This is a genomic window from Croceibacterium selenioxidans (assembly GCF_018599195.1).
Taxonomy (GTDB): Bacteria; Pseudomonadota; Alphaproteobacteria; order Sphingomonadales; family Sphingomonadaceae; genus Croceibacterium_A; species Croceibacterium_A selenioxidans.
The window spans coordinates 1722419-1744096 of sequence record NZ_JAHFVK010000001.1 but is presented as its reverse complement, the minus strand read 5'-3'; the positions used below and the strand labels follow the sequence as shown (position 1 = coordinate 1744096).

Here is a 21678-nt window from a genome sequence, read left to right as displayed (position 1 = left end):
CCGCTCTCGTGCGAAAGGGAGCGGGGAGTCCCTACGGCGGTCCTGCCGCCCGGCCCAAAGGGGGGCTCGGTAAAGCCTCCCTTAGTTCTTTGCCTCCCCGTCCGGTCCTACCGGAGGGGAGGTCTTTTCTTATGCGGTCAGCTTGGCCGCGGTCGCAGCGACCCGGCGGCCAAGGTAGCGGGCGCCGTTCAGGTCGATTTCGCTCGGCAAACGCGAGCCGTCGTTGTTGGCGATCGTCGTCGCCCCATAAGGCGAACCGCCCCGAACCACATCCACGCCATTCTGCTCGGTGAAACCGTAGTCGAGACCAACAATCGTGCAGCCCATGTGAAGCAAGTTGGTCAGGATCGAAAACAGCGTGGTCTCTTGCCCACCGTGCTGGGCAGCGGTCGAAGTAAACGCCGCGCCGACCTTGCCGATCAGCGCTCCTCGGAACCACAAGCCACCGGCCTGGTCCCAGAACGAGGCCATCTGGCTCGGCATACGCCCAAAGCGCGTCGGCGCGCCGACAACGATGCCATCGTACGTCTCCAAGTCGTCGACACCGCCGATGAGCTCGTGGCTATGATCAACCCGAAAACCCGCTGCCTCAGCGACTTCCGCTGGCGCGGTCTCGGCAACGCGGAGGACGTCGCAGTCATGCCCGGCCTCACGAACGCCTTCAGCCACGGCATCGGCCATTTGCGCGATGTGGCCATAGGAAGAGTAATAAAGCACGAGGATGCGGGCCATCGTAGGTTCCTTTCGGTTGGAGTGAGTGGGATAGCGCCTGCATCGGCAATCGCAACGCGCCGTATTCGATCCGCGCGATGCCCTTGGTCATGAACTGCAAGCTGCGCAAATCACGAGACTTGTGGCGGTACGGAGAACGGAGTGCCGGCTGATTTCGACTGGCACCCGATGGTATCACCGGAAACTCGATCTGCGAACATGCGGATTCCTAGGGTAAATCCTGATGGCATTCTCTGTCGAGCGCCCGATTATCGGGGCTAGATAGGAATCAGGCCTGCCGTCACCGATTGATTTGGTGCATCTAGGCAAGCGCTCTGTAACAGGGGCCAGAGAGGAGTGGAGGGGCGTTGACCACTTCGATCCGTAGAATACTGATCGCAGACGACCATGACATCATTCGCCGTGGCGTCAGGATGTTGCTCGAAACGCGAGGCAACTTAAGGATCGTCGCGGAAGCCGCGACCGGGCGGGAGGCCTTGGCCGCCGCGCGAGAGACCAAGCCCGATATCGCGATACTGGATTACACGCTTCCCGAATTGAACGGCCGGGACCTGACCCTGGAACTGCGCAAGGAGTTCCCGAAGATCGAGATTCTCATCTACACGATGCATGACAGGGAGGACATGATCCTCGATGTCTTGTTGGCCGGCGCGCGCGGATTTGTGCTCAAGTCCGACACCGAAAAGCACCTGTTTGCCGCCATCGATGCGCTCTCCATCCACCGTCCGTATTTCTCCGCGGCGATCTCTGAGACCTTGCTGGAGCAGTACCTGCGCAGCAAGCCACAGGGTTCCTTCAGCACGCTCAGCCACAGGGAGCGCGAGGTCGTTCAGCTGATCGCCGAAGGCAAGATCAACAAGCAGGTCGCCGAACTGCTCAACATCAGCATCAAGACCGTCGAAACCCATCGCTCGGTCGCGATGCAAAAGCTCAAGCTGCGAACAACGGCAGAGCTCGTGCGCTATGCGGTGCGCAATAACCTGGTGGAGCCATAGCGCACCCAGGTCTTTCGCCAGATGACTGGATTGGCAGGTGATTTCCCGTTCGGTTTGCGGGAAAACCCCAATGGTAGTCTTACTCGCCGAATTCGATGGTCGCCTCCGCAATTCAGTGGAGGCCCGCTATGCGATCCCTACTCGTACTGGGTGGCGTGCTGGCCCTGGCGGTGACGCCGGCGGTCCAGGCGCAAGAGCAAGCTGCCGCACCGGCCGCGCCCGCCGCATCGACGGTCGCGCCGGAAGATGCCGTGGATCCGAGGGCGGTCGAAGCGCTGAAGAGAATGAGCGCGTATCTGACCTCGATGAACACCTTCAAGCTTACGTCGACCGCGGCGATCGATGTGATCACGAACGAGAACCAGAAGGTCCAGATGGACTCCGTGACGGTCTATCAGGTGAAGAAGCCGGGGATCGCGATCGACTTCAATTCCGACATGAAGCAGCGGCAATATCTTTACGACGGGAAGCAGTTCACCATCTTTGCGCCGGCGATGAAATACTACGCCACCGTTCCCGCCCCTGGCACCAACCGGGAGTTCCTGAAGGAACTCTACCAGAAGACCGGAATCGAACTCCCGCTCGAGGACCTGTTTCGTTGGGCAGACGACGATGAGTCTGACATCAACGCTCTGACCTCGGCCTTCAATGTTGGGACGGCCACGATAGATGGCGCTCGCACCGATCATTGGGCCTTCAGGTCCAACGACTTCGATTGGGAACTTTGGATCGAGCAGGGAGATCGGCCGCTCCCGCGCAAGATAGTCATAACCGATCGGACCGATCCGACCTTGCCCTCCTTCACCGCGCGCTTGGCCTGGGAGGTGAACCCGGCGCTCAACGATGCGGACTTCACCTTCGTGCCCGGACCTGACGCTATTGCCATCCAGATCGCCAGCGCAGCGGGAGCAGGCCAATGAACAGGCTTTCCAGGATTGCGGCGATAGTAGCCGCCTTCGTATTCGTTTCTGCCTCCGCCATCGATGCCGACGCGCGAGGGCGCGGTGGCGGCGGCGCCCGAGGTGGCGGCTCCATGAGCATGAGCCGCGGTGGTGGGGGCGGCATGAGCCGAGGCGGCGGTGGCTTCAGCCGCAGCGGCGGGTCGAGCCGCGCCGGGGGCGCCAGCCGCAGCGGGAGTCGAGCCGGGGGGCAGCAGATTGGCTCGCGGCCTGGAGCGGGTAACCGCGCCTCGGCGGGCGGTGGTCTGGGCTCCGGAGGAGCTGGGCAGAGGCAAAGCATTGGCAGCCGCGATGGAAGCGTTGGCGGAGGCAATCGTCAGGCCGCCGGTCAGGGTAACCGACAGGTTGGGCAAGGCGACCGTCAGGCGAACCGGCAAACCGCTCAGGCCGATCGCCAAGCAAACCGGACCGATCGTCAGGGCAACCGTGAAGACACTCGGGGCGATCGCCAGGATAACCGGACCGAACGGCAGGAAACGCGCCAGGAGAACCGGACCGATCGCCAGAACACCAGGCAGGAAAACCGTACTGATCGGCAGTCCAACCGCGCCGACGCTTTCGAAGACGGCGATTGGGACGATTGGGATGATGGCTGGGGCGACTGGGTTGATCACCCGATCGCGGCCGGAATGGTCATTGGTGCCACCGCCGCTTGGACGTCCGCCGTCGTCGGTTCCTACTGGTATGGTCTGCCGCATGGCTGCCCGCCCTGGTATTGGGGCGGTGCCACTTACTATTCTTGCGGAGGGTCCTGGTACCAGCCGGTCTATGAAGGGGACACGGTCGTCTATGTGACGGTCGAAGACCCCTCCAAGGGCCAACAGGCCCCGGGTCCGGTCGAGGCGCCGCCGGGACAGTAGCCCGCGCTTGGAAGGGCCCGGCCGGAGCCACTCCTGCCGGCCCTTTTCGCAGGATTGTTGGCAGTCAGTCAGTCAGGCCAATTGAGCGTCAGGAACGCTCGCGATCAACACCGTACCGGTACCACGGCAAACGACGGAAACCCGCCCGCCGATTTCGCGCAGACGTTCCCCCATGCCCGTGACGCCAACGCCGAGAACGGTCTTGTCACGGAACGAGGGGACGAAGCCGATCCCGTCGTCCTCGATCACGAGATGGACGCAGTTGCGTGACCTGGCCAGGCGTACATTGACGGTAGTGGCTTCGGCATGGCGGTAGATGTTGGTCAGAGCTTCCTGCGCGAAGCGATAGAGGCTGATCTCGGCGAAGGGGGCCGACAACGGCTTGTCGAGCCACTGGCGATTGATCGTCAGGCCGGTACGTTTGGCGAACCCGGAAATCATCGCCTCCAGAGCCGCTTCCAACCCCATGTCTCCCATCGCTGGCGGATGATACAGGTAGGAGATGCTGCGGATTTCCTTATAGGCGAGCTCAAGGATTTGGTCGCAGTCGCCCAGCAGCTCAGCGGAACTGGGACTGCTGCCGCCGGCGAGCTTGAGCCGAGCCAGGTTCAGCTGGAGCCCGACAAGCAACTGCAGCGTGGAATCGTGCAGTTCGCGCCCGATGCGCTTCCTCTCGCGCTCCTGCGCATGCAACACGGCAGAACCGAGTTGCTGACGCCGGCGTTTGAGTTGGACCATCTCGGAGGCATCGCTGCCTGCGATGTAAACGAAGTTCGTCGCGCCGCGGACTAGCTTGTAGAGCTTCAGCGCGAAGTGTCGGGCGGGGCGGCCCTTCAGTCCGAAGTGCAGCCGGACCGTTTCATACTTGCCGCTTATGATGTCGAGCAGCGCCTGGCGCAGCCCGTTGGTCTCTTCGCTGGCGCTGCCATTTAGGAGCAGGCTCTCGGTACGGAAGAACTCGTGTTGGCTGGCCAGCTCCCGCCATGCGGCGTTCCGGTACAGGAGGGTGCCGTCATAGGCTACGATACCGGCAAACTCGTCGATACCGTCCAGCAAATCGTCCAGCGGCAGCGCAATGTGGTTCTCGGTAATATAATGGAGTTCGGACGCTGCCTGGCCCGCGAGCTGAGCTGGAATTCCTAGTTCCTTGCCCATCTTTCCCCCTGACCACCGGTAAAAAAGTCCCCGGGTGTCCGAGATTTAAACCTATATTAAATATGTTCGGTATCAGGAAATACCCTGACCAAGAATTGACCAATTTGCCCTCGCATTATTCATTCGCTGAGGCGCACGGCGCCTGTTGGGGGCGACTGAAGTCATACGAATGCTGGCAGGGTCTTCCCCAGGCGGCTCGATGCCCCTGCGGCAGGATCATCAGTGAGCTCTAAAAGCCCGCTTCGAGGAAGATCGCCGGGCCTTTGAAGTTGTAGGCAAACCGGCCGACGTAATCGCGCTTTTCCACGTCCAGCCGATAGTCGACATAGCGGTACATCACCCCCACGCCGAAGTTCCTCGTGAACCGGTAGGCGAGGCTCGCCTGGGTATTGATCAACCGGCCGTCGTAATTGTCGATCGACAGCGAAAGGTAGTCGATCCGCGCTCCCAATGTGAGCTTGGGGGCAACGTTGAACGTGGTGAACACTCCGACTGTCGGCAACGGCGCGAGGACATTCTGTTCCCGCCGTTGCAGCGTGACGGAAGTGCCGCCGCTAGTGGTGCCCTGTCCTTCGATACCGAACGAGATGTCGGTGGCATGAAGACCTATCGCGGCGCCGAGCTCGAAATTGTCCTTTCGAATGAAGGCCCACCCCAGAGTGAAGCGATAGATGTTGGTCTTGAAACTACCCGTAACGCTTGCGTTCACCGGATAGGTCACATCGTTAATGGTGATGTCGCGCGCGAGAGTGGCGGTGCTGTCCCGGTTGAGGGCGTAGTAGTCGAGCGCAACCTGAAAACCGCTTCCAAGGCGGGCGCCAGCCGAGAACGACGGCAGAATTTCATCATTGTCGAAATTAAGATCGTCCTCGAGGTCGATCTGCGTACCGCCATTCGGATTGGAGACCGGCGAGACGCGGACTTTGGTGTCGATCTTGGTGTAGTAGCCTGCGATCTGGGCCCAGTATTTGTCGTCAAGCGCCTGCGCGTTTGCGGACGAATTGACGATAAGGCAGCCCGCCAACAATCCCGCCGAGATTCCGATCCTCGATGCCCGCATGATCTCGTATCCCCTGTTCGATATGGGAGATTCTGACCCGACGTGGCGTTGTTTGCTATCGGGGTTTGTCCCCATCACCGGCTGTTCCGCACCCTCAATCTGGCGGTCGCGGGAGAGAGCTAGAAGTGCATGAACACGGACCCGAAAGCGAAAGTCCCGATCAGGATCACGGCGTAACTGACGAGCAGCGGTTGCACCCTGATCTTCTCCGGGCCGACGAGCACCGCATAAGGCCCACGGCTCAACGTCTTGACTGTGTAGTGGTATTGAATGGTGAACAGGATCAGTGAGATGACGCCCGCGGCGATCAGCACCAGTCCCACATTCCGGGGCATCGCCGGATTCATCGCCTCGAATCCCTTAGGCACTTGCCCGCGCAGGCGCTGAAAGAACTGCGCCACGGTGAATCCGAAGCCGATCAACGACACCGAAGTGCGCACGGCGGCCATCAGCGTCCGTTGAAGCCCTAGCTGGGTCCGCAGCCAGGCGAAATGGTTGCTGACGGTGGGCTGGACGTCGAACGCGAAGGGGGTTTCTGTCATCGTCGCCTGATCCTCATCACCCGAGGAAGCTGATGTCGAACACGATACTGGCGACTGCCAACACGCCTACCAGCAGTAGGGCGATCGCCGTCAGGAGCGTCGTCGAAATCGGATAGCTGCTTTGGCCGTGGATGAGGTGGTCTTCGATCAATTCCTGGCGGCGCGCCCGAAGTTCGCGGGCGAACTGCATGTGGCGAAGAATGCCGCCCACGAGCAGCAAAATACCGAGGACGATCAAGGTGAGGCCGAAATTGCGCGCCGACTGTGCGTTGTGAATCGCGCCCGTTTCTATCGCCTTCTTGAAGACCTCGTTGATCGTGAAGCCAAAACCGATCAGCGAAAGGGAGGTTCGGATGAACGCCATGAGCGTGCGATCGGCCGCCATTCGAGTCCGATGGATCGCCATGCCCGTTCGTCGCATCGCCATCTCGGTGCGTTCGTCCGAAAGGTCGGTGCGATACTCGGACAGATCGGTTCGATGCTCTGAGAGTTCGGTGCGGTGATGCGACAAGCCGGTGCGGTAATGCGAGAATTCGACCGAGGCCTTGTCGGCGTTGGTTTCATCAGGCGTTGGCAAGGTGGGTAACGGCGAATTCTTGAGGCGGTCGGGCCTGGGCGGTAATTCTGCTGCTGCCATTACTAGGTCTCCCGCCAGTCGTGCTCCAGGCGACCTGCCGCCCTGCCTTCTGTGCCGACGTGAGCGGGATTTTAGCTAGCAAGGCGCGCTTGCTAACCGGGGTAAACCCTCAGTTTCGATTCCGGACTTCCCTGCTGTATTTCGGTAGACTGGGCGGGCGGACCTTCCGAGGCCGAAATAGGCCATGCCTCGGGTAAATCCCGATACAGCAACGAACTTCCCTGCCTTACCCCCTTGAACGCGAGACGCTCGGACAGCGGAGGAAGCCAGTCCTGCCGGTCCGACCAGGGAATGGGATTCGGAATGTCTCCTATCAATCTTGTGGTTCAGGGAAGCTTGCTACTGCTCGTCTTCACGGTCGGACTTCAAGGCCGCTTTTACGACTTCCTGCTGGTGATCCGGCAGCCCCGGCTGTTCCTTTCCGGAGTGCTGGTGGTCAACGTGATCGTGCCGATCGTGGCGGTCTTGATTGTTTTCCTGTTCCCGATCGCGTTGATGACCAAGGCTGGCCTCATTGCCATGGCCATTGCTCCAATGGCGCCCTTCCTGCCGGGGAAGATGCTCAAGACCGGTGCCGGTCACGAGTTTGCGGTGGGCCTCTACGCGACCCTAATCGTCACCGCGATCCTGATCGTACCGGCCTCGATCTGGGCTGTCGGAGCTTTCACTCACCGCGAGGTCGACCTGCCGGTCGGCGCCTTGGCCTGGTTCGTGTTCACGACGGTGCTGTTACCTCTGTTGGCTGGCATGCTCGTCGCCCGGCTTTGGCCTGCGATCGCACCTCGTCTGGCCAAGATTGGAACGATCGCTGCGTACGTGGTCCTCGTTCCGGTCGTGCTCTTTCTCCTGGTGAAGTCAGGAGGCGAACTTGCTGGATTGCTCGGGGATGGAACGCTTGCGGCGATCATCATCACCGTTCTGATCGGGATGGTAGCGGGGCACGCGCTTGGCGGCCCGGAACCAGTTACCCGGCTGGCGATGTCCCAGGCCGCGGTAACGCGCCATCCGGGCATCGCCGGGCTGATCGTTCAGGCAAACGGGGTGGACAAGGCGGCGATGCTGGCCGTCATCCTGTTCCTCCTGGTCAGTCTGGTTCTCTCCACCCTCTATGGCAAATGGATCTTGCCCAGGGATGCCGCCGCGGCTGCGCGGGCGAACGGCGAGCTCCAGAAGTAATGGAGTAGCTGCGTGCCTTGGCTCGAACCCACTGCTGAAATCGTCGCGTCGATCCTCGAGATGATCATGCTCGCGGTCATTGTCGTCGGCACCCTTCGGGCGTTGAAGTCCATCATAATCCATGTCGTCCGGCGAGAGGCCCTTGCCGCCGACGTCCGGCAGATTTGGTTGCATTACGCCGGCTGGATCGTGCTCGCGCTGGAGTTTGCCCTGGCTTCCGATCTGATCGGAACAATCATCGACCCGACCTGGGACGATATCGGGCAACTCGCGGCGATTGGCGCGATCCGGACGGCACTCGCCTGGTTCCTGAGCAAGGACATCGAAGAGTTCAGCCAGGACCCGAAGCCGGAGACAAGGGAAGCATGAGCCCGGGCTACGGATCGACTGTGGGGCTTGCCGCAGCCGCGGCCGCGGCACTGGCCTCGGCACCGGCCAGAGCGCAGGACGAACCGCCGCCTGCCAACGATGCCCAGCAGTTGGCCAAGGACCTCGCCAATCCGATCTCCAGCATGATCAGCCTGCCGTTCCAGTTCAACGTCGACGGTGGCCTGGGCGAAAGTGACGGCGTCAGGAGCACGATGAACATCCAGCCCGTGATCCCCGTGGGATTAGGCGAGGACTGGAATCTGATTATCCGCACGATCGTGCCGATCATCCACCAGCAGGATGTGGTGGAACCCGCCTCAAGCCAGTTCGGCCTGGGAGACACGCTCCAGAGCTTCTTCTTCTCCCCGAACTCCGGGGGGGTCATCTGGGGAGTAGGGCCCGCGATCCTCTATCCCACTGGCACCGACAGCGCCTTGGGGAGTGAGAAGTGGGGGGCTGGCCCCACTGCAATCGTGCTGAAACAGGCGGGGCATAACACTATCGGCGTGCTGGCAAATCACATCTGGTCGATCGCGGGGGACGACAGCCGGGCGGACGTCAGTTCCACCTTCATCCAGCCTTTCTTCAGCCACACGACCGCGACGGCGATGACGATCAGTCTTTCGGCCGAGACGACCTACGACTGGAAGGCGGATCAGTGGACGGTGCCTGTGATCCTGTCCGCCGCGCAACTTACGCATATCGGCAAGCAGCCGATCAGCGTCGGCGCGGGTCTGCGATATTACGTCGAGAAGCCCGAGGGCGGACCAGAGTGGGGTCTCCGGCTCATCACCACGTTCCTCTTCAAATAGGAGAATCTCCCCGCATGAATGCTCACCAACCCAGGAAAACTTCACCGGGCGAAGCCGCGACCGAGGACATGGTCTGGCTCGAAGGCGGGGTATTCAAGATGGGGTCGGACAATCATTATCCGGAGGAAGCGCCAGTCCACCTGGCGAAAGTGGATGGGTTCTGGATTGACAGAATGCCGGTCAGCAATCGTCAGTTTGCCGCTTTCGTTGAACAGACCGGCCACGTGACGACCGCCGAAATCGCACCCGATCCCAAGGATTATCCCGGCGCCTTGCCGGAGATGTGCAAGGCCGGCTCGCTGGTTTTCGTGCAACCTCCCGGCCCGGTGGACCTTTCGAACTGGTACAATTGGTGGTCGTTCATGTTCGATGCGGACTGGCGCCATCCCCAGGGGCCGGGCAGCACCATCGAGGGTATCATGGACCACCCGGTGGTTCACGTCAGCCACTCTGACGCGCTTGCCTACGCGAAATGGGCGGGGAAGGACCTGCCTAGCGAGGCAGAATGGGAATATGCGGCCTGGGGCGGTACCGAAGACGCGGAATTCGCCTGGGGCGACGAGCTCGAGCCGGGCGGCGAGCATCGTGCCAACGTGTGGCAGGGTTCGTTCCCGTGGGAAAACGCCGAGCGCGACGGGTTTGCCCGGACTTCTCCCGTCGGCAGCTTCCCGCCGAACGGCTTCGGCCTGTTCGACATGATCGGCAATACCTGGGAATGGACCGATGACTGGTACATCGCCCGTCATTCATCGCCGACCAGCAAACCCTGCTGCATCCCCAGCAATCCTCGTGGGGGAGAGGAGGAGGCCAGTCACGATCCTGGCGATACGGCCCGGATCGCACGGAAGGTGGTGAAAGGGGGGTCGCACTTGTGCGCCCCCAATTATTGTTGTCGCTATCGGCCTCCTGCTCGGCATCCGCACCCGATCGATACTTCGACCAGCCACATAGGCTTCCGTTGCGTCAGAAGGGCCGCTCCCGGCGGCTCAGGGCTGGATTGAAAGGATGGCGCTCTCAGCCTCGCACTGGGCGCTCGGGGGCGTGGCCGCGGACAGGTCGGCGAGCTCCTGACGGACCGCCGCCAGGTCTGCCTGGAAGGCCGGATCCGCGTGGAGACGGGCCACTGTGCCTGAAGCAATCACTCGCCCCGCCTCGACGTCGCTCTGCCAATGGGCGTCGCAAATCACGCGGCTCTGCCCGAAATCGCGTCCTCGCTGGAGGATGGCGTCTGCCCTGTCGGGCATGAGTTCGGCAAGGACCAGGGCCCAGCCCCATCCGGCGGCGCTATGGCCGGAAGGGTAGGATCCGTCGTGCCGCAACAGGTCCTCGTCGGGCGGATAGCAGGTTCCTTCGCCATGGGTTACGAAGGGGCGGGGCCGGTTGTAGTGCGTCTTGGCCTTGTAGGTCGACAGTCCGACATCGATCAGCATTCGGCCCAGCAGGGCGTAGAGTTTGGGAGTGGTGTCAGGACCGATCGGGATTCCGGCAGCACAGGAGAAAAGGTTCCCTGCGTGCGGAAAGTTGAGGTCCGCGTCAGACGCGGCAAGGGCCCAGCGCGGGGTATTGCGGACAGGCACCGTCGCTTCACGCGCCTGCTCATCCCTCTCCATCGCCGCCGAGCCGGCTTCGGGGGGAGGGGGGAGCAGCGCGAGGCTGTCCGGCAGCGCCTCGCGGGGCAGGTAGCCGGGAGGAAGCTGGGCGATCACTGCGCTGGCGTCCTGTTGGCTCTGCGCAGAGACTTGTTCCGTCGACCAGGCGCCAATGCCAACGACGGCAGCGAGGGCCGAGAGTGCAGCCAGACGTAGCACTTGGCGCATGCGAGGCACCCTATCGTTCACGAACGGATCGTGACCGGCTTAGGGGGGCCCTTGCGGCTCCCATACCGGGGCAATTCCTTGTCTTGAGACGGATTTACCCTGAGCGCGAAGGGCGCCCAACGTTCGCACCGACCCACTCAGTCGCGCGGCTTCGCATTGTAGGGTGTGGTGCCCAAGGGCGGAATCGAACCACCGACACTGCGATTTTCAGTCGCATGCTCTACCAACTGAGCTACTTGGGCATACACTCGGACGCAGCCATCTTGCGGCGGTCCGGCGGTTGGAGTGCGCGCCTATGACGAAGGGGCGCGACCTTTGCAAGAGGGTTCATTCTCCCTTGGCAATGTCTTCCGGATCTGCGGGCGGTCCAGGTACGGTATAGCCGTCGTTGAACCACTGGGCGAGGTCACGGTCGCGGCAACGGCTCGAGCAGAAAGGCGCGAATTCCTCGGAACGCGGTTTGCGGCAGATCGGACAGGGACGCTTGGTCATCGTGGCACGAGTTGGGCTTGCGGCGCCGCAATGGCAAGGGCCGGATCGGCTTCCCAGCTCACCTCGCGCCCCGTGCGGCGCGCGAGTTCGGTCAACCATTCCGGCCTGAGCTGCGCTCCCAACGCCGGATGGCCGGACAGAAGCAGGCTTCCCGCGCCCTGCAGTCCCTGCGCCTGGCGAAGGAGCGAACGAGCGGCCAGGCCGGCACGCTGAAACGTCGCTCGATGAAGCAGAGATGGTCGTTCCTGCCGGGCAATCAGTTGCACGAAGCCAAAGCCGTTCATGGCCGTTCGTTCATGGGGCCATCCCCCAAGCGCCTGATCGAGAGCCTCGTCGACTGCGCGGCGGTCGGCTTTGCCCGGCAAGGTGGGAAAGTCGATTCCGATAGAGCCGCCCGCATCGAATCGGCGCAGCGCCTCGGCCAAGGGTTTGACCGCGGCCAGCGCCAGGGCTCTCGGGTCAAGAGTGCCATCGATATCGATTAGCAGCATTGCCGGCGTCGGACTGAATTGAAGGCTTCCTCCGGGGAATGCGACCTCAGCCTCGAAGGCCTCTGCCAGCAAGTCCGACAAGTCGCTCTCCGGGAACGCTGGCACGACCCGGACGACGTCGCCATCGTTGCGAAGTCTTTCTGCCAGCGACGGCGCCGCTTGCCCCGGGGAATCGGTCGGCCGCGCCCGTGCCAATTTTCGTCGCCCTCGTTCCCCGATTGCCGTTCGCGTCACTTCGACGCGTATTGATGAGCCTTCGCTGGCAGAAGCGGGAAGTTTGTCGACCAGCGCTTCCTCGCCGTTAGCAAATCGCACTGTGCCGCGCCGGCTTCCGGCGGCTCGCGATACGAGGATCGCGTCTTCTACGAGCCCCGCTGCAAGTCCGCCGGGCCAATCGATCCGGGCCGCGACGATGTGGTCTCCATCGAGCTGGATCGCGCGATGTTCGCCGATCCCTTCTTCGATCAACCACTCAGCCAAGAGCGAACCCGGCCGCCTTGAGCAGTGCCCGCGTCTCGAACAGGGGCAGGCCGACGACGCCTGAGTGGCTGCCGCCGATCCACGCGATCAGCCCTTCTGCGCTGCCCTGGATCGCATAACCGCCCGCCTTGCCGTGCCACTCGCCCCCATCGAGGTAGGCGTCGATTTCCGTCCTGGACAGGTTCTTGAAGCGGACGATGGTCTCACTCAATCGCTCGCGCAGGGTACCGTCGGGTGACCGCAAGGCGATGGCGGAAAGGACGCGGTGGCGTCGGCCGCTAAGAAGCTCAAGACAGCGACGAGCGGTAGCCTCGTCATCGGCCTTCGGAAGAATTCGGCGCCCGAGGGCAACGACCGTGTCGCCGGCCAGCACATGGTGTTGCTGACTGGCCGCGGCGAGAGCCTTCTCGCGCGCCACCCTGACCGCATAGTTGCGCGGAATTTCGCGCGGCTCCGGAGTCTCGTCGATATCGGCAGGCACGACTTGCGCCGGCTCGACGCCAAGCCGCGCCAGCAACTCACGCCGTCGCGGACTTGCCGATGCAAGGACGAGTGTCGGGGGCGTGGACACGCCCGCTGCGCTTTATTGCGGGCCCGGGCCGCCCCGGCCGGGCATGAAGCGGTAGGTGATGCGGGCCTTGGTCAGGTCGTAAGGCGTGAGTTCGCACAGCACCTCGTCACCTACCAGCACGCGAATGCGGTTCTTGCGCATCCTTCCGGCCGTATGGCCGAGCACTTCATGGCCGTTTTCGAGCTCTACCCGGAACATCGCGTTCGGCAGCAGTTCCACCACCTTGCCGCGCATTTCGAGGAGTTCTTCTTTTGCCATGCAGTATCTGTTTCCATTTCAAGTGAATGTGACAGGCTTTCGCCTTGGGCGCGCGCCATAGCGGGCAAGGCGCGAAAAGGGAAGCTCCGCCTTCATTGGCGCGGTTCCTGACAGGCCAGATACATCTGCGACATTTTATTACCCTTCGCGGCTTGCGTCCTTTCCGGGTCGCAGCAAGGAGCCGCAGTCGGCGCTGAAATTAGAACAACTTGAGGAAGCCCCCCTTTGCGTATCTCGTCTTCGACCAGTTTGCTTGCCCTTGCCACCGCGATCAGCCTGACGGTTCCGCATCTCGCCACGGCGCAGGACGATAATGCCGCGCCCACGGCCGGGGCGGCGGCCCAGCAGCCCGCAGCGCCCGCGACTGAGCCGGTTGCATCCGATGATGAGATTCTGGTCATTGCCACCCGCCTGGCGGGCCAGGTCGATGCGCCCCAGCCGCCGATCCTCGAACTCAATACCGAGGATATCGCGGCCTACGGCGCCAGTTCGATCCAGGAACTTATCCAGGCGCTGAGTTCGCAGGTCACCAGCGGCAGCGGCCGCGGCGGCGGTTTCCCGGTGATGCTCGTCAACGGCGTGCGCATTTCGAGCTTCCGCGAACTGCGCTCCTACCCGCCCGAAGCGATCGAAAAGGTCGAGGTCTTCCCCGAGGAGGTCGCCCAGCGCTACGGTTATTCGCCTGACCAGCGCGTGGTGAACTTCATCCTCAAGAGGAACTATTCGAGCCGCGAGATCGAGCTGCAGTACGGACAGCCCTGGGATGGTGGCAATTCGACCAAGGAGATCGAGGGGACCTATCTCCGGTTGCTCGGCCAGTCCCGGCTCAACTTCAACCTCGACTGGGAGCATTCCAGCCTCCTGACCGAGGCCGAGCGCAACGTCGAGCAGACCGAAGGCAGCCAGCCGACGCTGCCGACCGATCCTGACCCGGCGGAATATCGCAGCCTCGTCGCTCCTTCGACCAACATCGAAGCGACCGGCAACTTCACCTCGCGCCTCGGTGGCGGGCCGACCTCGTTGAGCCTTAACGCCACGTTCGAGCGCGACGATAGCCTGCGATACCAGGGCCTCGATTCGGTCCAGTTTACCGATCCGAACAACCCGGATCCCAACACGAACAAAGTGCTGCGCACGTTTAACGAGGACGACCCGCTGACGGTCGATTCCCGCAGTGACACCTACTCACTGGGCGGGACGCTCAACAGCACGCTGGGTGACTGGCAGATCACCGGAACGGCGGATGGAAGCCGCGTTAATTCGCGCAGCCTGACGCAAAGGCGGGCCGACACCGCCGCCTTGGTCGATGCCGTAAATTCTGGCGCGTTGCCGCTCGGCACGGACATCAATCTGCCTGACGCGGGTTTTGACCGGGCCGACACGCGAACCGACAGTGCCAGTAGCAAAGTCACGGCCATGGGACGGCCGATCTCGCTGCCGGGCGGCGATGTGTCGGTCACTTTCGATGCTGGTTACGACTGGACCCGAATCCAGAGCCAAAACAACGACGATCCGGAGGTCCACCTCAGCCGCGGTGATCTCAACGGCGGCGTCAACGTGGCCATTCCGATTACCAGCACTCGCGACGATTTCGGCGCCGCGCTCGGCGATATCAGCGTCAACCTGTCGGGCGGGGTGGACGAACTCTCCGACTTCGGCACGCTGACCGATTGGAGCGCTGGCCTCAACTGGGGCCTGACGGACCGGTTGAACTTTGGCGTGACGTATGTTGGGCGCGATGCAGCGCCTTCCCTGGCGCAGCTCGGCGCGCCCGAGACGACTACCGTCAACGTGCCTGTCTATGACATCGCCAATGGCGAGACGGTTCTTGCGACGGTAACCACCGGGGGCAATCCAGACCTGCCTGCGCAGACCCAGCGCGATCTGCGGGTGAGCATGAACTGGCAACTGCCGGAATTCACCTCGGCGATCCAGCAGTCGCGCCTGACGGTCGAGTACTTCCGGAACAGTTCGGAGGACGTTTCCTCATCCTTCCCACTGCTCACACCGCCGATCGAGGCCGCCTTTCCTGATCGCGTGGTTCGCGATGCCGACGGGACGCTCCTGTCGATTGACCAGCGCCCGGTGACCTTCACCCAGCAAAAGTCACAGCGCATCCAGATCGGCCTCAACATGACGGGTCCGTTCGGAAAGGCCCGGCCGGAAGCGGCAGCGCGGGCGCAGGCGAACAATCCGTTCGCGATGATGCGCCAGGCAAGGCCGGGCGGTGGCGCGCCGGCGAATGGCGGCCAGGGGCCCGCTGGTGGACCGGGGCCCCAGGCGGCTACGGCAGCTCCGGGCCAGGGACCGGGTCAGGGCGGCCCGGGCCAGTTCAACCCCCAGGTGTTCCAGCAGATCCGCGCGCGCTTCTGCACGCCGGAAATGGCCAGCACGGTGCCCACCGCCGAGGATCTGGCCGGATTGCCAGAGCCGTTGCTCAACCGGCTCAAGAACGCGGACGGCACGATCAGTGCAGAGCGCTGGGCCGAAGCTCGCGGCGGTATCTGCAATGCCAACTTCCAGCCGGTCGACCCCGCTCGCTTCGCCGAGATGCGCGAACGTATGTGCGGCAAGCAGGGCGAAACGCCCCCGCCGATCACCGACGAGCAACTCGCCGCCTTGCCGCCGCAAATGCTCGAGCGGCTCAAGGGACCTGACGGCAAGGTCGATCCCGAACGAGTGGCGCAGATGCGCACGCGGTTCTGCAGCGCCAATTTCGGCCAGGGCGGACCTGGTGGTCCCGGTGGGCCCGGTGGGCCCGGGCAGGGCGGCTTCGTATTTGGTGGACCCCCCGCGGGTGGTCCAGGCGCAGGCCAGGCCGGTCAGAGTGGCCCAGGCGGTGGTGGTCCGCGCGGCCCAGGCGGGCCGGGGGGTGGCGGCTTCGGTGGGCCGGGTGGCAGCGCCGACGGCCGTGGCCGCTGGTTCGTCAACTTCAGTTACACGCACGAACTCGAGAACGAAGTCCTGGTCGCACCCGGTGGTCCGCTGCTCGACCTGCTCGACGGTGACGCGCTTTCAGGCGGCGGCAATCCGCGGCACTCGGCGCAGTTCAACGGCGGCCTGTTCTATGCCGGCTTCGGCACCAACGTGAACGCCCGCTACACCGGTAGCTCGCACATCGACGGTACCGGGCAACCGGGTAGCACCGACTTGTTCTTCGGCGACTACATTACCGTAAACTGGCGGATGTTCGCCGACCTCAACCAGCGGGCTTCGCTGATCGAACAGGTGCCGCTGCTCAAGAATACCCGGGTCAGCTTCGGGGTGAACAACGTGTTCGACACTCGCCAGCGCGTGACGGACGGCAGCGGCGTCGTGCCTCTGCGTTACCAACCCTATCTCGTCGACCCGATCGGCCGTTCGTTTGAGATCGAACTGCGCAAGCTGTTCTGATCTCCCCGGTTGGCGAGGAGAGCGGGACGATCAGCCTGCAATCCTCGCCAGCCGGAACTGATGGATGACGGATGCGCAACGGCGCATTATCTGATCCTCCATGGCTCGCACTCCCGCCGGAACTCCACCCCATCCCAAAGGCGCCGAGCGTTTCCATGAGGAGCGCGCGACTTACACCGTCCGCGGCGCAGCCCAGCCCGACATCGAAGCGGGCGTGGCGGCTATCCGAGAGGTCGTGCGGACGCTGAAGCCCAAGCCCGGCGTCTACCGCATGCTCGATGCTCGCGGCGACGTGCTCTACGTCGGCAAGGCGCGGGCGCTGAAGAATCGCGTGGCCAACTACACCCAGGTCGCGGCCCTGCCTCTGCGATTGCAGCGCATGGTGGCGCAGACGCGCGGGATGGAGATCGTCACCACCAATTCGGAAGCCGAGGCGCTGTTGCTCGAGGCGCAGCTCATCAAGCGCTTTCGACCCGCCTACAACGTCCTGCTGCGCGACGATAAGAGCTTCCCCTTCATCCTGCTGCGCTCCGAGCATGACTTTCCCCGCATCATGAAGCATCGCGGCGCGCGGAAGATGAAGGGCGACTATTACGGCCCCTTCGCCAGCGCCGGTTCGGTCAACACCACCGTCAACGCGCTGCAGAAGCTGTTTCTTCTCCGCAGCTGCACCGACAGCTTCTTTGCCCGGCGCGACCGGCCGTGCCTGCTCTATCAGATCAAGCGCTGCTCGGCCCCTTGCGTAGGTCGGATCGACAAGGCGGGCTACGCCGAACTGGTGCGTGAAACGAAGGACTTCCTCGGCGGACGCTCCGGAGCGGTGCAGAAGAAGATCGAGTCCCAGATGGCGGCCGCGGCCGAGGCACTCGACTTCGAGACGGCTGCCATGCTGCGCGACCGCTTGAGGGCAGCGACGTTCATCCAGGGCACCCAGGCCATCAACGCCGAGGGCGTCGGCAACGCCGACGTCTTCGCGCTCGCCTCTAAGGGCGGGCAAGTCGCCATCCAGGCCTTCTTCATCCGTGGCGGCCAGAACTGGGGCCACCGCGCGTTCTTTCCGAGCCATACGCAGGGGGTGGAGGACGAAGAGGTGTTCGCCCGTATCCTGGCCCAGTTCTACGAGGAAGTGCCTCCACCCCGCACGATCCTGGTCGACCGCGAACTGCCCGAGCGCGAGCTTCTCGAACTTGCCTTATGCGAAGCGGTTGGCCGCCGGGTCGAGATCAGCGTGCCGCAGCGCGGAGATCGCCGGCGCTTGATGGAACAGGCGAAGCGCAACGCTGCAGAGGCGCTCGATCGGCGCCTGGCGGAGAGCGGCAGCCAGGCAAAGGTCCTGCGGGAAATGACTGAGTTCCTCGAGCTGCCTGAAGAACCCAGGCGCATCGAGATCTACGACAACAGCCACCTCCAAGGTTCCAAGGCGGTCGGGGCGATGGTGGTTGCGGGGCCGGAAGGCTTCCTCAAGAACCAGTACCGCAAGTTCAACATCAAGAGCGCTCAGACCAACGACGACTTCGGCATGATGCGCGAGGTGATGGGGCGCCGGTTCAGTCGCGCGCTCGATGAAGATCCCGATCGGGATGGAGGCTCCTGGCCCGGGCTCGTCCTGATCGACGGGGGCAAAGGCCAGATGTCGAGCGTCCGCGACACGCTGGAAGAGCTCGGCATCGAGGACGTGCCGCTGATCGGCGTGTCCAAGGGTCCCGATCGCAATGCCGGTCGCGAAGTCTTCCATTTTCCCGACGGGCGCGAGAAGACCTTGCCAGTCAATTCGCCAGTTCTGTTCTATTTGCAGCGCTTGCGCGACGAGGCGCATCGCTTTGCTATCGGCGCTCATCGTCAGAAGCGCAGTCGAGCCATCACGGCTTCACCGCTAGACGAGATTCCGGGGATCGGCCCTTCGAGAAAACGGGCGTTGCTTCTGCACTTCGGTACCGCGGGCAAAGTTCGTGCGGCCGCGCTCGAGGATTTGCAGCGCGCCCCGGGCGTGAGCGCAACGGTGGCGCAAGCGGTATATGACTTCTATCATCCAAGCGGATAACAGACTGAAAAAGCACCGACAGGGAGGGGCCCGAGCACTATGATCAAACCGACCATGAGAGGCGCGCGCTTGGCGCTGACTCTTTCGCTTCCGCTGTTTGCGGTCGCCGCTAGCCCGGCACTCTCGGCGGGGGATGACAAAGGAGGCGCCTGTTCTGCTCTGGTCGGTGCCAACTTCGGGAAGGGAGTGGAGATTACCTCCGCTACCATAGTCCCGGCGGTTCCCTCGGGCACGCGGGTCCAATTCGGTCCGAACTCGTTTACGGACGCCGGCCTACCTGCCCATTGCCGAGTTGAGGGCGTGATCAATCGTCGCACCGGCGCGCAGGGCAAGGAATTCGGCATCGGTTTCGAATTGGCGCTCCCTGAGCCGTGGAACGGGCGCTTCCTGCTTCAGGGCGGCGGTGGCCTCAACGGAAGTGTCGGACGGGCAATCGGGGATGTGGCGACAGGCGGCGTCCCCGCGCTTTCGCGCGGCTTTGCCGTTGTCAGCCACGACAGCGGCCACAAGGGCGCGGTGTTCGATGCCAGCTTCTCGGTCGACCAGCGCGCCGCGCTCGATTTCGCGGAGGCCTCGGTGCGAACGGTGACCTTGGTGGCCAAGGATATCGTGCAGAAGCACTACGGCCGCGAGATCGCGCATAGCTACATGGCGGGATGCTCGACCGGTGGACGCGAGAGCATGCTCGCTTCGCAGCGCTATCCCGAACTGTTCGACGGCATCGTCGTTGGCGCCCCGGCGATGCGGACCGGCTTTTCGAACCTCGGCGCAGCCTACGCCAAGGTGCAGTTCAATCAGGCCGCCCCGCGCGACGCCGAGGGCAAGCCATTGCCTGAGCAGGCCTTCAGCCCCGCCGATCGCCAGACGATCCTGAAGGGTATGCTCGCCCAGTGCGACGCGCTCGACGGTCTCGAAGATGGCATGATCATGAATGTGGCCCAGTGCCACTTCCAACCGGCGAAGCTGCAATGTTCGGGCGCCAAGCAGGACGGCTGCCTCAGTGGCGTGCAAGTTGGCGCGCTTGAGCGAGCCTTTGCCGGGCCGAAAGATGCCTCGGGCCGTCCGCTCTACGTGCCGGTGCCGTTCGATACCGGCGTAGTCGACCTCTCTGGCCCGATCTCGGGATATATCGTCAGCGGCAAAGCGGATATCCTGGGGCCGGCCAATCGGGACCTCACCATGGACGTGGATGCGGCCGCCTGGACCATTCGCGCCGACGCGATGCAGCGGCTTACGGACACCAACGTGTGGACCAATCTCAACACTTTCCTCGGCAAGGGCGGCAAGATCCTGTTCTACCACGGTGTCAGCGACCCCTGGTTCTCGGCCAACGACACCTGGGACTATTGGCAGCGCGCCCGCGAAGTGAGCGGGGGAGAGGCGTGGGACAAGGCCAGCCGCTTCTACATGGTCCCGGGTATGGCTCATTGCGGCGGCGGCAATGCGTTCGACCGGTTCGACCTGCTGAGCGAAGTGGTCGCCTGGGTAGAGGAGGGCAAGGCTCCCGCGAACCCGGTGGCCCGCCGCAGCTCTGCGCCCGAGCAAGAACGGCCCCTTTGTCAGCATCCGGCCTATCCGCGCTACATGGGTGGCGACACCAAGAAGGCCAGCAGTTACGTCTGCACGCAGCCAGCGGCCTGAGAAAACTCCGAGATTTAAGGGGGCAAAATGATGAACTTGCGCGGTGACCGTCTGGAGAATGGGACGTTCCTGCTCCTCGTCGTAGCGGTCACCGTGCTGTTCGGCTGGCTGACGCTGCCTTACTTTGGGGCGATCCTTTGGGGCGTCGTGGCGGCCATCCTGTTCACGCCGCTGTACAACAAGTTGGTTACCGCCTTTTCGGGTCGCAGAAGCCTGGCGGCGACGCTTACGCTGCTGACAGTGATCGGGTTGGTGGTGATCCCCGCCTTTCTGCTAGCGGTTTCGCTGGTGCAGCAGGCGACCGAGATTTACGTTGGCCTTGAGGAAGGCCATTTCGATCTCGCGGTCGTTCTCAGCCAGATTCGGTCGGCGCTTCCCCGCTGGGCTTCCGACATGCTGGGTCCGAACTGGACCGACGCCAATCGGCTGCGCGACACCTTGGCGGCAACGCTTTCCACCGGGGCCCAGAGCATCGCCGGCCAGGCGCTATTGTTCGGGCAGGGCGCGCTCAACTTCCTCGCAGCGCTAGGTATCATGCTATACCTGACGTTCTTCCTGCTGCGCGATGGCGACGCCTATGGCAGCAGGATCAAGTCGGCTATTCCACTCGATCCCGACTTGCGCGACCGGCTGCTGCAGGACTTTGTCACGGTAGTCCGGGCCACGATGAAAGGCTCGATCGTTGTAGCCGTAATTCAGGGCGTTCTGGGCGGCGTGATCTTCTGGGCCCTGGGCATCGAAGGGGCGCTGCTTTGGGGCCTGCTGATGGGTGTCTTCTCACTCGTCCCGGCGGTTGGAACCGGAATCGTTTGGGTTCCGGTCGCAGTCTATCTGCTTGCGACGGGATCGATTTGGCAGGGCGTGGTTCTCGCCTTTTGCGGGTTTTTTATCATCGGGATGGTCGACAACCTGCTTCGCCCGATCCTGATTGGTAAAGACACCAAGCTGCCCGACTTCGTGGTGCTGATCTCCACATTGGCGGGCCTGAAGCTGTTTGGCATTTCGGGTTTTATCATCGGCCCGATCATCGCCGCCCTGTTCGTTTCGGTATGGCGGACTTTCACGGAACTTCGACTGCGCGAAGTCGCGACGGACGATTAGGGCAGCGCGGGAACGCCCCTACGCCTTTCGCTGTTTTGGTTTGGGGTCTTGACCCTCGTCAAGGCACGGGCGGCGCAGGCTCGCCATTGTATCGGA

General features: G+C 63.1%; 21 protein-coding genes and 1 tRNA gene. 11 read left to right on the top strand and 11 right to left on the bottom strand.

Annotation, left to right across the window (positions count from 1 at the left end; translation table 11 throughout):
- Positions 1–129 precede the first annotated feature (129 nt).
- Positions 130–732: an NAD(P)H:quinone oxidoreductase gene (gene wrbA / locus KK137_RS08570; RefSeq protein WP_214535702.1), complete on the bottom strand. Its 603-nt coding sequence runs from the start codon at positions 730–732 to the stop codon at positions 130–132.
- 347 nt (positions 733–1079) lie between these two features.
- Here wrbA and KK137_RS08565 point away from each other — a divergent pair, with 347 nt between their 5' ends.
- The 3 genes from KK137_RS08565 to KK137_RS08555 all read left to right on the top strand — a co-directional run bounded on the left by KK137_RS08565 (position 1080) and on the right by KK137_RS08555 (position 3546).
- On the top strand, positions 1080–1727 hold the full coding sequence (locus KK137_RS08565; protein ID WP_055923064.1) for a response regulator: 648 nt from the start codon (positions 1080–1082) through the stop codon (positions 1725–1727).
- Between the two features lie 128 nt (positions 1728–1855).
- Positions 1856–2647 (top strand): DUF2092 domain-containing protein, encoded by a 792-nt coding sequence (locus KK137_RS08560; protein ID WP_214535701.1) that lies wholly within the window; start codon positions 1856–1858, stop codon positions 2645–2647.
- The gene (locus tag KK137_RS08555) at positions 2644–3546 is read left to right on the top strand and encodes a hypothetical protein (RefSeq protein ID WP_214535700.1); all 903 of its coding nucleotides are present in this window, start codon (positions 2644–2646) and stop codon (positions 3544–3546) included. Before KK137_RS08560 ends, KK137_RS08555 begins: the two co-directional genes overlap by 4 nt.
- A gap of 72 nt (positions 3547–3618) precedes the next feature.
- On the opposite strand, the gene KK137_RS08550 is transcribed toward KK137_RS08555, so the two are convergent.
- The 4 genes from KK137_RS08550 to KK137_RS08535 form a co-directional block, all read right to left on the bottom strand.
- A complete protein-coding gene (locus KK137_RS08550) occupies positions 3619–4701 on the bottom strand; it encodes a sensor histidine kinase (protein ID WP_214535699.1) in 1083 nt (360 codons plus the stop codon).
- Between the two features lie 229 nt (positions 4702–4930).
- Positions 4931–5761: a hypothetical protein gene (locus tag KK137_RS08545; RefSeq protein ID WP_214535698.1), complete on the bottom strand. Its 831-nt coding sequence runs from the start codon at positions 5759–5761 to the stop codon at positions 4931–4933.
- Between the two features lie 119 nt (positions 5762–5880).
- Positions 5881–6303 carry a YidH family protein gene (locus tag KK137_RS08540; RefSeq protein ID WP_214535697.1) on the bottom strand — a complete coding sequence of 141 codons (423 nt, stop codon included), beginning with the start codon at positions 6301–6303 and terminating at the stop codon, positions 5881–5883.
- A gap of 16 nt (positions 6304–6319) precedes the next feature.
- Entirely contained in the window at positions 6320–6940 is a 621-nt protein-coding gene (locus tag KK137_RS08535; protein ID WP_214535696.1) for a YidH family protein, read from the bottom strand.
- Between the two features lie 303 nt (positions 6941–7243).
- On the opposite strand from KK137_RS08535, the gene KK137_RS08530 reads away from it, so the two are divergent.
- The 4 genes from KK137_RS08530 to KK137_RS08515 are packed head-to-tail and all read left to right on the top strand — an operon-like array spanning position 7244 to position 10298.
- Complete coding sequence (locus KK137_RS08530) at positions 7244–8116, top strand: hypothetical protein (protein ID WP_214535695.1); 873 nt, start codon at positions 7244–7246, stop codon at positions 8114–8116.
- A gap of 12 nt (positions 8117–8128) precedes the next feature.
- Entirely contained in the window at positions 8129–8485 is a 357-nt protein-coding gene (locus tag KK137_RS08525; protein ID WP_338028014.1) for a DUF1622 domain-containing protein, read from the top strand.
- Complete coding sequence (locus KK137_RS08520; protein ID WP_214535694.1) at positions 8482–9297, top strand: hypothetical protein; 816 nt, start codon at positions 8482–8484, stop codon at positions 9295–9297. Before KK137_RS08525 ends, KK137_RS08520 begins: the two co-directional genes overlap by 4 nt.
- A 14-nt stretch (positions 9298–9311) precedes the next feature.
- Entirely contained in the window at positions 9312–10298 is a 987-nt protein-coding gene (locus tag KK137_RS08515) for a formylglycine-generating enzyme family protein (RefSeq protein WP_250893629.1), read from the top strand.
- Here the strand turns inward: KK137_RS08515 and KK137_RS08510 are convergent.
- The 6 genes from KK137_RS08510 to infA form a co-directional block, all read right to left on the bottom strand.
- Positions 10284–11114, bottom strand: a complete 831-nt coding sequence (locus tag KK137_RS08510; protein ID WP_214535693.1) for an acid phosphatase — start codon at positions 11112–11114, stop codon at positions 10284–10286. The two genes, KK137_RS08515 and KK137_RS08510, sit on opposite strands and share 15 nt — an antisense overlap.
- A 166-nt stretch (positions 11115–11280) precedes the next feature.
- Positions 11281–11356: transfer RNA gene (locus KK137_RS08505), tRNA-Phe, on the bottom strand.
- 85 nt (positions 11357–11441) lie between these two features.
- Positions 11442–11606: a DNA gyrase inhibitor YacG gene (locus KK137_RS08500; RefSeq protein WP_214535692.1), complete on the bottom strand. Its 165-nt coding sequence runs from the start codon at positions 11604–11606 to the stop codon at positions 11442–11444.
- Entirely contained in the window at positions 11603–12577 is a 975-nt protein-coding gene (locus tag KK137_RS08495; RefSeq protein ID WP_214535691.1) for a ribonuclease E/G family protein, read from the bottom strand. Before KK137_RS08495 ends, KK137_RS08500 begins: the two co-directional genes overlap by 4 nt.
- Positions 12570–13148 carry a Maf family protein gene (locus tag KK137_RS08490; RefSeq protein ID WP_214535690.1) on the bottom strand — a complete coding sequence of 193 codons (579 nt, stop codon included), beginning with the start codon at positions 13146–13148 and terminating at the stop codon, positions 12570–12572. Before KK137_RS08490 ends, KK137_RS08495 begins: the two co-directional genes overlap by 8 nt.
- A 12-nt stretch (positions 13149–13160) precedes the next feature.
- Positions 13161–13406, bottom strand: a complete 246-nt coding sequence (gene infA, locus KK137_RS08485; RefSeq protein ID WP_055920719.1) for a translation initiation factor IF-1 — start codon at positions 13404–13406, stop codon at positions 13161–13163.
- 225 nt (positions 13407–13631) lie between these two features.
- On the opposite strand from infA, the gene KK137_RS08480 reads away from it, so the two are divergent.
- From KK137_RS08480 to KK137_RS08465, 4 genes are all read left to right on the top strand, one after another.
- Positions 13632–16799: a TonB-dependent receptor gene (locus KK137_RS08480; RefSeq protein WP_214535689.1), complete on the top strand. Its 3168-nt coding sequence runs from the start codon at positions 13632–13634 to the stop codon at positions 16797–16799.
- A 100-nt stretch (positions 16800–16899) separates the two neighbouring features.
- Positions 16900–18840, top strand: coding sequence for an excinuclease ABC subunit UvrC (gene uvrC / locus KK137_RS08475; protein WP_214535688.1), 1941 nt, complete (start codon positions 16900–16902; stop codon positions 18838–18840).
- Between the two features lie 39 nt (positions 18841–18879).
- Complete coding sequence (locus tag KK137_RS08470) at positions 18880–20481, top strand: DUF6351 family protein (protein ID WP_338028013.1); 1602 nt, start codon at positions 18880–18882, stop codon at positions 20479–20481.
- Positions 20482–20511: 30 nt separating this feature from the next.
- Positions 20512–21582: an AI-2E family transporter gene (locus KK137_RS08465; RefSeq protein ID WP_250893628.1), complete on the top strand. Its 1071-nt coding sequence runs from the start codon at positions 20512–20514 to the stop codon at positions 21580–21582.
- The last annotated feature ends 96 nt before the right edge of the window (positions 21583–21678 follow it).